We start from the raw sequence: 11,201 nt of genomic DNA, 5'->3' as shown, positions 1-11,201 counted from the left end.
AAACCGGAGCGCGCGGCGGCGGTGTAGTTTCCGCCGCAAGCGCGAGGAAGATATCGGGGCGTACGATACGATAACCCAGCACATCGGGCAGCATCGCGCAGGTACGATAACCCAACACATCGCTTAGGCATCGCGCAGGGCGGCTGACCGAGTGTTCTTTGCGATGGCTTTCAACACCAACAGCCAAATAACCCAGATCGCTGTGGGGACTGGCTTCGAAAACGTTGAGACAGCCGCTCAAAGTTCCGGGGTTGGTCAAAGAGTTGAACCCGTGAGCCTCTTCATACACGAATCGGCAGAGAATCTAGTTTGGGCGTCGAGGCGGGGGGATAGGACGCGTTCAATTATTCAATAGGGCATTCCGAAGCGATCAGGCGGGAGGTTATCATCAAGCAAGAGTTGAGAATTCCCGGTGGACTGGCGGGAGGCCAGCTTAGGACGGTTCTGCACTAGGGATCCATGATATCAATAAGGCATCACCCACTCACGCTTCTTGTAGTTGCAACAATCAGCTCTCCTGTGTTGTACGGACAGGACGCCACGGTTAGGCGGGCAACCGCTGAAACCACCGATGGCATAGTTGTCACTGTTGAGCTAACGAGACAGAATTTGCGGTTCGGGCAAAACATAGTAGCCAACTACAGAGTAAAGAATAACAGCAAGTCGCCAATATATCTATTTCGGCGAAAGGGCCCGCTGGACGTCTGGAGCAGCGGACGTACAATAGTCATTGACGTGCCGCTACCGTGGCCGATTGAACACGACGAATACGACTACATCTTTGTGGAGGTTAAGCCGAACCAAGCGAGCCAGGCCCGGTTCGTCTTAACGGAAAAGGACTACAAGAAGTCCGGAGATTGGATACTCGAAACCGTCTTCGCGTACGTTAGAGATGTCACTGGACTTCGCCGAAGCTTAGGCACCGGTGAAGACCCAGCCGGACTTCGTAGCCAGCTTGCCACACGCACAGCGAGCCTCCACGTCACAGGACTATTTGTCCGCATCGAGTAGATCGTGAAACCTGCAAACCGATTTACGATAGCACTGGTGGATTGCATCTCGAAGCTTACGATGTGACCTTGACTCGCCCCAGCGAAGATTAGAGTGGCCATAGAGCTATATCAACTATTGGAGAAGATATTGAGATAAAGATGGATTTAGTAAGCTACTATATTCCGAGTCTCGCCCGGTGATGCCGGCTGGCCAAACACTTTTATAGATGCTCGAGGGAGTCTATGTATGAGTCGCGCGTGTCGGCCTTTTTAGCGGGTTGCTCATCTTTGAGCGACGGTGCCGGCCTGGCTTGATCTTGCGCTTGGGTTTGCTTGATCGCCTGAGCGGCGATTGTGACCGCCGCCGTGCGCACGCTTGCCGCCGGTCGCGGCCGCTTCAGTCGATTCTTCGAGGTCGGGAAAGCTGCGCATCCAGAGCTTAGGTTCCTGCTTCAATTCCTCGATCACGCGCTCCTGCAAGCGACCGGCAAACGCTCGCGCTCCGGACGCGCCGGCATCGGGGAGCAATATCACCAGATCATTGCGCGGATTGGTAGACGTCAGGTCAGCGGCGCGCACGAGTCCGCAGACTATCTCAAACAACCGCAGCGCCAGCCACCCGCCGTTCGCGGTCATATCCGGGAGCCGGCATCCTACTATCGAGAAGGGCGCGCCGTTCTCCATCGCCGCTTTGACTCTCTTCTCAACCTCCGCGGAGAATTCCGAGTATGGAGTAAACAGCTCGGGCCCGGACGCCGTAGAACCGGCCGCTGGCTCAGAGCCGCGAGCGGCAGACACCGCGCGAGACGTGCTCGACGGATTCGTTATCCAAGAGCCGATACCTCGGTAGCGCGCGATCAATTGCCGCGCCTTATGCTTAAGCTCTTTCGCGCTGAACGGCTTGGTGAGGTAATAGTCTGCTCCAAGCTCCGATGCCATCACGCGATCGATTGCACGCATGCGCGAGCCTGACACGATGATGATCGGAACGTTGAGGGCCGAACGGATCAGGGTCAGAACTTTGAAACCGTCGATAATAGGAAGATCGAAGTCCAAGACAACCAGATCGGGTTTAAAAGAAATCAGTTTCGCAAGACCGCTCACGCCGTCGTGCGCAACTTCGAGCGTGTAATCGCCGAGCGTCTGGGTTACAAGCTCGCAGGTCTCCACGTCGTCTTCGATGATCAGAACGTTGAAATCCTTCGGCTGGACTTCAGCCTCTCCCAATGGCTCCGGTTGAAGCGCTTCGCGAACCGCGTGCGGCCGCGCCGGGTGGCTTTCGGGCAACGAGAATTCCGGGCCTGATTCCGGAGGGCGCAGCAGCATCTCTACGGCTCGCGCTGCCATCGCTGAATCAATTCTGAGATCGGAGGCCCTGACATGTCTTGGTGGGCTCGACTTTTCGGGATCGCCATCTCGGTCGCGGGAAGCCGCTTCAGGGATATCTTTAGAAACAGAAGACTGCGCTTCGCGCGATTCGACTGCTGGTTGTTGCGCTGTTTGCGTGCCTGGCCGATCCGTGCTCGGTCTGTCCGCTTTGTCGTAGGAAGATTCCCGCTCCAGCACATCAAGGTCAAGCGGAGACGCGGCGCCGGTCAGGTCATCCAGCAAATCAGACAACTCGTCTATCCTACCTTCGATGACTTGCCCCGATGGTGCGGACGATGCGAAAGGTTCTTCAAGCTGAAGCTCGAGCTCCTCGTTCGATACCGGGCCCTGCGGCTGTGACGTCCCGCTCGTTCGCGGAGCCTGGGAGTCTTTTTCTTCCAACGGGGTGAGCTTCTGCGTCTGAAGACTGTCGCGGCGGAGTACGTCAGAAACGAGTTGCCCCGTATCAGGCGCGCGCAAGCCGCGATCCGTTTGAGATGAAACTTCACCGGTCATATCGACATCGGCCGGCGGCTCGGCTTCCTCTTTGACGACGCGGTCCCGCGCCGAGCGCAACTCCTCCCTGATCGATGCGAGGTCAGCGACCGAGGGAGGATGAGGCGCATCTCGACGCGAGTCTTCGACTTCTGGCTCATACAACCGTCCTAACAAGAAGACGCCTCGAGATGGGTCAACCTCGATTGCCTGATCTGGGATAGCGGGTGATTTTTCGAACGCGATAAAACGAGCAGCTTGGTCGCCGGCTTCTCTAACGTCAAACCTAAACGACTCTGCGACCAGAGGCTCGAAGCACCTGACAATTTCGTGATTGGAGTCGTTTGCGATCAGCACAACCGTTGCCCCGAATGAGCGCGCCCACTCAGCGAATTCACGCGCGCGCGTTTCGAGGTTGCCCTCTGCGCCGGCCAGGACGCTTGCGACCGGATCGAAGATCAAGCGCTCGGGCCGCGTTTCGCCGAGCAGCCACTCCAGCTCGCGCAGCACCGGCGTAAGCTCGCGGAGCCCCCCAATTTTCTGAATGATGTCGTCGGAGTATTCCAGTATCACCAGCCGGCCGCTGTAGACGTCCTCGAGGCAGTCATAGCCGAGCCGCGCGAAGCGCCGGATCGCGTCCTCGGGTGAGTAGCGAATCACCAGCGCGGCGTTCTCCCCCTGCTTGAGCCCTTCAATCAGAAACTTGATTCCGAAAAGAGACTTGCCCGACGCCTCGCCGTGGACCAGATAAAGCTGACCGCGATCGAGTCCGCCCAGCAGCTCATCCACGGGCTCGATTCCAGTGATAATCATGTTTCCAGATTGAGATTCCATTTGTTCGCAGACCGCTCAGGTGCCCCAGGGTTGGACCTGATGAGAGGATAAAAGTTGAACCGTCGCCGGGTCAACGGGATTTCCCGGACCTTTGCGCTAACCCTCCCGTGCTTTAGCCTTCAACCTCCGCACCAGCCTGGTCATCTTGCCACCAAGTCTTTCTAAATGCGAAATGGGTTTCCTTTACCAGCGTCTAACCCGGACGGGTGAGTGTTGTAATACACCAGTGACGGTTGGTGCGAGACTTTAACTCGAGAAGAACTGTGAAATCTGTTCCTTCAGGCCAACAAGGCAGGCGCGCGGCGCAGCCGTTCGACCGTACGCTCGCGACCTAACACGACCATTATGTCGAACATCCCCGGCCCTACCGATTGGCCCGTTAGCGCGGTGCGCGCCGCGTTGATCAACAATCCAGCCTTGACGCCCTGCTCCTCCGAATAGGCTCTCAGTGCGGCCTCCGTGGCGTCGTGCTTGAAGTCATCAAGCAGCGCCAGCCGGTCCGCCAAGCCGGGTAGTAAGTCCTTCAGGCGCTCATCCTTTAAGTTCTTCTTGACCGCTTCGGGGTCGTAGTCGAACTCGTCAGAGAAGTATGGGCGTCCCAATGTCGCGAAGTCCTGAGTCGTGCGATAACGCGCCCTTAGAAGATCGACGGTTCGAGCGAACCACGCGCGTTCATTTGACGCCCACTCTGACCGCCAGAGGTTGAACGACTTCAACTGTTCGCCGACAAGCGGAACCAATTGGTCCAGCGGCATTGCGCGGAGGTACTCCCCGTTCATCCACAGAGCCTTCGGATCGGTCCAGTCACGCGGGTCCTTCTCGTTGAAGTTGAAGATCGCCGACGATTTGTTAACCGCATCCAGAGAGAACTTCTCAATCAGTTCCTCGCGCGACATTATTTCCTGATCCGATCCTGGTGACCATCCAAGCAGCGCAAGATAATTCACCAACGCATCGCTGACGAAGCCACGATCGCGATAAGTCGTCACGGAGACCACCTCGCCGTGCTTTCGCTTGGACAGCTTCTCTCTTCCGGGCGCCATTATCAGAGGCAGATGCGCGAACTGTGGCACGGGTGCGCCGAGCGCTTCGTAGATAAGCACCTGCTTGTGAGTGTTGGTCAAATGGTCCTGACCGCGAATGACGTGACTGATGCGCATCTCGATGTCGTCAACCACGACCGAGAGGTTATAAAGCGGATGCCCATCCGAGCGAACAAGCACCAGGTCTTCGATGTCTGAGTGATCGCGTTCTTGCGGACCGTACACCAGGTCATCGAATCGCGAGACGCCTTGCTCGGGAATCTTCAGCCTGATCGCCGCGGACTCGCCCCCGTCAACGCGTCGAATCGCTGCTTCGAGAGGCAAGTCGCGATATTGGTTTGGCTCTTTGGCGCCGCCGGCCTGGGCTCGCCCTCGGTCAACGATTCTCTCTTTGACGGTGCGGTCGTCCGTTCGTTCTTTAGGCGTGAAGTCGTAGTAAGCCTTGCCCTCCTCGATCAATCTACGTGCGGCCGCGCGATGCTGCTCGAGGAATGACGACTGAAAGAAAGGTCCTTCGTCGGGGTCGAGGCCGAGCCAGTGCATTCCGTCGAGGATGCCCTGAACCATCTCTTCCGAAGAACGTTGAATGTCGGTGTCCTCGATACGTAGGATGAATACGCCGCCGTGCTTGCGAGCGAAGAGCCAATTGAACAACGCCGTGCGAGCGCCTCCCAGATGAAGATAGCCGGTGGGTGAGGGTGCGAAGCGAACTCGTACGGCGCCGGTCATTGCAGTCCCTTCCGTTCATCTCAAGATTACTTGAGTTGGTCCTCGAGAACTGTCACTCGTTGGCTGGTTTGAGTGGCTAGGCGGGCAACCTGACTGCAGAGATCACGGGTGACTTCGTTCGACAGTATCAGCTTGTTGAAGCCGTCCCGCATTTCCTCGGCCACGCTATCAAATGTCTCTCGCATCTCGCGCCGGTCGACCTCCGCGTGTTCAACCAGCGAGGCGATGTTTGCGGTAGTAATCTTCTGAGCCTCTTTCAACCCCTCAATGTCTGAGCTCACCTTTGCGTGATGATTGATCAGAAACTCAATCGCTCGTTCCATCTCTTCGCCAGTCATGCTGTTCTCCTAGACTTTGAAGTTATCATAGTTCAAATTGCGATTATCTGTGACTGATGAAAAGAAAGGCAAGCTCACGCGAGCTTGCCTTTCGCTATTGATCGGCGAAGAACGAAGATGCGATTCAATTGCTCGTCATCGGAGCAACGTAACGCACGACCTTGAGCTCGGCCAGCGCCGCAAGCTTCTCAATCGGCAAGCGGCCGATGATCATTTTCGCGGTCTTGGGATCCAGCACGACTTCGAAGCCGAGTTGCTTGAGCTGAGCGATTGCCTCAGGAGATTTGTCCGTAAGCCACACCTGAATCTCAGCCGGCCGGCTGTGCATTCTTGTTCTTCAACCGCTCGATGACGGCCGCGATTGACGGGTTAAGCCTTGCGAGAAGCTCCTGCCGCTTCTTTTCCTCAGGCGAAAGCGGGGCGGGCGGCGAGCCGCGGCCCATGTTGTATCCTCTGCCGGGACCAACTCCGTTGCCACTTCCCGAGCCCATCCCGCCGCCGCGAAAGGGGCCTGCGCCTGAGGCTGTTCTTGCTTTGACTTTCGGCGCTGGAGGCGGTGGAGGCGGCGGCGACGCGTTAGCTCGTGCTGTCCCGGTCACCGTCGCCGGCATCGACTGCGGAGCTGCCCGTAGATCCGCTTTGAGTTGCAGCATCTCAAAAACTTGCTCGCGTTCGCCGAACACACCCTTGTGGCTGACGCCTTCAGGAATTTCGACCGGCACTTCAATTCTTCTGGGCTCGCCGCCGTCCGTCACTGTCATTTCTTCCACCGCAACGAACGACGTGAACTGGGTCATCAATCGAGAGTCCAAACCAAGCTGCGTGATCGCCTCGCGGATATCGTCGCGCGCGTTCGAATTCTGGATGCCGCTGTAATCCTGACTCATCCAATCGTCGATGCGCGTACGAGCCCATAGCGTCGCGAGCACGTCGTGACGCGATTCGTTCTCTGAAAGCTCGACGGGAACATCGCGCGCGAAGTCGCGGCCTGCAACCTTGCCTCTCAGTTTGATCACGCCGCGCGCCCCCGCGGTGTAGCGTCCGCTGACGATCACCGGTTTCGCGCTGAACAGGTCGGGTAGGCGCTTCGGATAAACATCGGTTACCGGCAAGCCTGACCAGTCAATCGAGATATCCGTGAGCAACGGATTGCGAACTCGTTCGTGGAACCGCTTAGCCGCAGCCGAGCCATCGTCGCTGAGCGTAACGTACTCGACCTCGCCGCGGCCCTCGTCCGCCATTTTGTCGAGCAGGAATCGATTAACCGAGTTGCCGATTCCAAATGCAAAGACGCGAGCATTCGGATGCTTCTGGACTTCGGAGATGATTTCCATATCATTGCCGACGTAGCCATCGGTCATGAAGCAAACTATGCGAACGCGGTCTTGCGCGTCTGAAGGATCGAGCGCGGCGCGAACCGCTTTCATCATTTCGGTCCCGCCGCCGCCCGAGCGCGACAACAGAAGCGCTTGAGCCTTTGCAAGATTCTCCCGTGTCGCGGGGACCGGCTCCGGAAACAGAATGCTGGTGTCGCCGGAGAACGTGATCAGGTTGAAAGTGTCTTGCGGATAGAGCCCGTCGAGCGCCAGCTTCATCGTCTCCTTCGCCTTCTCGATCGGAAAGCCGGTCATCGAGCCCGACGTGTCGAGCACAAAGACCAGTTCCTTGGGCATCACGTCTCGCACGATCACTCGCTCGGGTGGTTGAAGGATCAAGGTGAAGAATCCTTCGCCCGGACTCGAACGATGGGTCAGCAGGGCGTCTTCGATGCGCTGCCCGGCAACATCGTATTTGAGAATGAAGTCTTTGTTTGGAATTACGGCTTTGTCCTTGAGTCCGACGACCGCGCTGTGACTCGTCGGCCGTTCGACTTCGACTTCGTGGAGCGCCGCCCTCAGCCCATCGATACGACAAGATTCCTCGCCGTTTGATATGGAACTTTGACAAAAAGGGTGCAAGGGGAATTGAAAAACTGCCGGGGCGTCACTGGCGAAGCAGGGCACACGGCGTTCTGGCGCTGACTTGTGTTGGAAAAGAAAGGGCGGTGGCAAGCTGCGACTCACCACCGCCGTTGGTTGAAGTTTGATCAGACGAACTTGCTAGAACGTGAACCTCGCTCCGAATTGCATCTGGAACGGTTCGCCACCTGTGTTCGTCAGCAGCAATTGTCCAAAGCGCACACTGGTCGGGCTTCGATCAATCGTTTGTAGGAAGTTCGGGCTCGTTGGCCCAAGGAACCCGCAGTTGCTGGAGGCAGTCTGTGTGCCTGTGCAATAGTTGGTCACAGTGCTGCCTGAAAGCTGAATATTGCTCAAGTTGAAGATATTGAATACCTCCATCGAGAGCGCCAGTTGCATATTCTCGCGGTGCAGGCGGAAACGCTTCTGAACACGCATATCAACGTTGTAGACAGCCAGGTTGCGGAACGCATTGCGCTCGAAACTTACGCCAGGCGCGAGGTACGGGCGGTCATTGTTTACGCCGTCCTGGTTCACGTCACTGCCGATCCTTGCATCGATCGCCCTCCCTGAACGCAGCCTGATACCGCTTGAAAAGTCGAATCCTTTCGGAAGGAATATGACAGGGCTGATAACGACCTGGTGCCTTCGATCAAGGTCCGAGGCACCGTACTCAGACGAAAAGTCATAGCTGTCCTGATAAGCCACACCGCCCGAGCTACGCTCATTGTCGTCATCAGCCAACAACTTCGACAGCGTGTAGAAGGCGTTGAACTGGCCCCATTTACGCTGGACCTTCGCGCTGAACGTCAGAGCGCGGTAGAGCGACTTTGCTGACGACTCACGAAGCTGTAGCGAGCCCTGGAGCTGCGGATTTGGGCGCAGTCTCGCCTGGGTGCTCACCCCGTAGACGGGTCTCAAAGTCGTAGTCGCAAGTGTCGGTAATGGTATGTTCACTTCACGGTTACGCTCGAGGTGAACTGCCTTAACATAGGTGAAATCTGCGCCAACGACGAAGCTGGGGAAAATCTCGCGTTCAATGCCGAGGCCTGCCTGGTAAGACTTCGGATTCTTGAAGGTCGGCGACACGGAAAGCAACTGCGCATTGAAGAACGGATCGGGACTGAGGCCGAGCTTCGTGGCGACTTCTGAAAGCTGGGCCGGCGTGAGGACAGGCAGCTTATCGAGCGTGAACTTGTTGAGGTCTATGCCAATCAAGTTGAACTGGCAATAGATTGTTTGGCAGGTCTTTAGCGGGTTACCCGCCGGAATGCTTGCTGTGTTGAACGGTAGCGTGACGGTAACGTTGCCCGGCGGCGTCCGAAAGTTGTTAACTGGATCCGCGAATAGAAGCAGCGGCGTGCGCGCGAAGTAGATACCGGAGTAGCCGCGAACCACCATCTTGCCATCGCCTGCAGGGTCCCACGCGAGTCCGAGTCGCGGCCCCCACTGACCACCTGAATCCGGAATTAAGCTCGGGTCATAAACTTGTCCCGACGGGAACTGGAACCCTTTGACTTTATTGATAAGTGTGTCGTTGTTAGCTTGCGCGGAGGGATTGTACTGCTCCTCCCAGCGAAGGCCGTAGTTCATTGTCAGGTTCGGACGAAGGCGCCAGGAATCCTGACCGAAGAAGGCAAGTTCGTCCCCTTTATACGCCGCTTGGAGATTGCCGATCTGCCTCTGGTAGGTGACATTGATCCCGGCGCAAGCAGCTATTGAAGAGATGCAGTCGAAGCGGTTAAGGACTGTAGTCGCGGGTGGCGTCGGCACAAATCCCGGCGAGAGCGACAGAATGTCGAGAAGAACTGGGACGTTGGAACCTGACAGGTTATAGGTTCCGAACTGGTTGAAGCCGAACGTCTGCGCGACAAACGTATGGTTGTACTCGCCGCCAACCTTGAACGTGTGATTGCCCTTGCTGAAGGTCAGGTTGTCCGCAATCTGAAAGCGCCTGTCAAACTGGACGTTTTCCCCGAGGAAGCTCACTGTGCCGAAACTGCCAATCGTCGAGTTCGTAACAAGCGGTTCCAAGGCATTGGCCGGACGTGGCCGTTCCTCACGCGCGAACTGGGCTCGCATTTCGTTGACCATGGTTGAAGTGAAGAAGCTCGTGAACTGGCCCATGATAGTGTAAAGCTGGTCTATCTCGGTGCCGTTGTTTGAAAGGGAGCTGTTTATCGTCGGGAACAGCGCGTTGCCTACTGAGACTGCGTTCTTTTCTACGGTTCGATTACGGCTGAAACGGACGTTGAAACGGTGATTCTGGTTGATCTCGTAATCGCCCCGCACAAGGAATGCCCTGGCAGCGTTGGTTTGTTGGTAGGGCTCTTGCAGCGACTGATAGAAGTTGAATGCTTCCAGAGTCCCTGCAGTATTGGGTAACCCTACGAGGGTATCAAAGAAGACCTGGCGGCCGATGCTTATCCGCTGCTCTTCATAGGCCCCGAAAAAGAACGCTTTGTTCTTAATAATAGGCCCTCCGAACGACCCGCCATACATGTGTCGCGTGGGCGCCGGGACGAACTCAATCGGGTCAAGTCCCCGGCTCTTTCTCGTGTCGTTAAGGTTCTGCGCAGTCGCTTCGAAGAACGCAGTCTTCCTGGAAGCCTGCTTCGGACGCTCCGTGAAAAACGCCGAGCCATGAAATGAATTGGTTCCAGACTTGGTTACGGCGTTGACAACGCCCCCAGTCGAGCGGCCAAACTCAGCCGAGTAGCCCGAAGCCACAACCTGAAATTCCTTGATAGACTCTTGTGGGATTGTGAACGCGGTATTGGATCGCTCGCCGCCGCGGATGCCCCCGAAGAACGGCTGGTTATAGTCCACGCCGTCAACGTTGACATTCGCGTTGATTCCGCGCTGCCCGGCCAACGAGATCTGACCGCGCGACGGATCGACTTGAGCAGTCGGTGTAAGCGTGATGAAGTCCTGGAAGCGGCGGCCGTTGATCGGGAGGTTCTCGATGGCTTTTTCGTTCAATACAGAGTCCGCTTCGGATCGAGTCGTCTGAACCTGAATCGCGCCCGCCGTGACGCTCACCATTTCCTGGACGCCGCTTACGCCCATCGAGATATTGAGATCTCTAACTCGGCCAACGGTCACTTCCACGTCGCTGATCGTGCTTGCGGCAAAGCCGCTCGCCTCCGCCGATACGTTGTAAGGACCGGGCGGTAGCAGCACTATCGCGTATAGCCCGTCGTCATTGCTGGGCGCCGAGCGCGCAAGGCCGGTGTTTTTGTTGGTGGCGGTGACGGTCGCCTTCGAGATGGCTGCTCCCTGAGCATCAGTCACAATGCCTCTGATCTGTCCCGTGCTGGATTCTGACTGCGCCATCGCCGGAACGGCCATCGCCGGAACAGCGGCGGCACACAGACACAGCATCATTAGCACTGCGCATAGTGAACGGAATGGTTTTGGTTTTGACATTTCCTGCCTCTCCTA

General features: G+C 57.0%; 7 protein-coding genes. 1 reads left to right on the top strand and 6 read right to left on the bottom strand.

Features of this window, described 5'->3' with window-relative positions; translation table 11 throughout:
- Positions 1–459 precede the first annotated feature (459 nt).
- Positions 460–1,011, top strand: coding sequence for a hypothetical protein (locus AABO57_27345; protein MEK6289446.1), 552 nt, complete (start codon positions 460–462; stop codon positions 1,009–1,011).
- A gap of 263 nt (positions 1,012–1,274) precedes the next feature.
- Here AABO57_27345 and AABO57_27340 read toward each other — a convergent pair whose 3' ends face one another.
- The 6 genes from AABO57_27340 to AABO57_27315 all read right to left on the bottom strand — a co-directional run bounded on the left by AABO57_27340 (position 1,275) and on the right by AABO57_27315 (position 11,186).
- Positions 1,275–3,668 carry a response regulator gene (locus AABO57_27340; protein ID MEK6289445.1) on the bottom strand — a complete coding sequence of 798 codons (2,394 nt, stop codon included), beginning with the start codon at positions 3,666–3,668 and terminating at the stop codon, positions 1,275–1,277.
- Between the two features lie 299 nt (positions 3,669–3,967).
- Positions 3,968–5,461, bottom strand: coding sequence for a glutamate--tRNA ligase (gltX, locus tag AABO57_27335; protein MEK6289444.1), 1,494 nt, complete (start codon positions 5,459–5,461; stop codon positions 3,968–3,970).
- Between the two features lie 26 nt (positions 5,462–5,487).
- Positions 5,488–5,799, bottom strand: coding sequence for a hypothetical protein (locus AABO57_27330; GenBank protein MEK6289443.1), 312 nt, complete (start codon positions 5,797–5,799; stop codon positions 5,488–5,490).
- Positions 5,800–5,923: 124 nt separating this feature from the next.
- Positions 5,924–6,127 carry a hypothetical protein gene (locus AABO57_27325; GenBank protein MEK6289442.1) on the bottom strand — a complete coding sequence of 68 codons (204 nt, stop codon included), beginning with the start codon at positions 6,125–6,127 and terminating at the stop codon, positions 5,924–5,926.
- Positions 6,108–7,802, bottom strand: a complete 1,695-nt coding sequence (locus AABO57_27320; protein ID MEK6289441.1) for a VWA domain-containing protein — start codon at positions 7,800–7,802, stop codon at positions 6,108–6,110. Before AABO57_27320 ends, AABO57_27325 begins: the two co-directional genes overlap by 20 nt.
- 96 nt (positions 7,803–7,898) lie before the next feature.
- Positions 7,899–11,186 carry a carboxypeptidase regulatory-like domain-containing protein gene (locus AABO57_27315; GenBank protein ID MEK6289440.1) on the bottom strand — a complete coding sequence of 1,096 codons (3,288 nt, stop codon included), beginning with the start codon at positions 11,184–11,186 and terminating at the stop codon, positions 7,899–7,901.
- Between the last annotated feature and the right edge of the window lie 15 nt (positions 11,187–11,201).

This window comes from Acidobacteriota bacterium (assembly GCA_038040445.1).
Classification (GTDB): domain Bacteria; phylum Acidobacteriota; class Blastocatellia; order UBA7656; family UBA7656; genus Onstottus_A; species Onstottus_A frigus.
This window is presented reverse-complemented; position numbering and strand designations above follow the sequence as displayed.

What these genes read in the sequence shown, in the direction of transcription:
- AABO57_27315 (MEK6289440.1), bottom strand. Translation starts at nt 11,186, where the DNA reads ATGTCAAAACCAAAACCATTCCGTTCACTATGCGCAGTGCTAATGATG.
- AABO57_27340 (MEK6289445.1), bottom strand. Translation starts at nt 3,668, where the DNA reads ATGATTATCACTGGAATCGAGCCCGTGGATGAGCTGCTGGGCGGACTC.
- AABO57_27330 (MEK6289443.1), bottom strand. Translation starts at nt 5,799, where the DNA reads ATGACTGGCGAAGAGATGGAACGAGCGATTGAGTTTCTGATCAATCAT.
- AABO57_27345 (MEK6289446.1), top strand. Translation starts at nt 460, where the DNA reads ATGATATCAATAAGGCATCACCCACTCACGCTTCTTGTAGTTGCAACA.
- AABO57_27325 (MEK6289442.1), bottom strand. Translation starts at nt 6,127, where the DNA reads ATGCACAGCCGGCCGGCTGAGATTCAGGTGTGGCTTACGGACAAATCT.
- gltX (MEK6289444.1), bottom strand. Translation starts at nt 5,461, where the DNA reads ATGACCGGCGCCGTACGAGTTCGCTTCGCACCCTCACCCACCGGCTAT.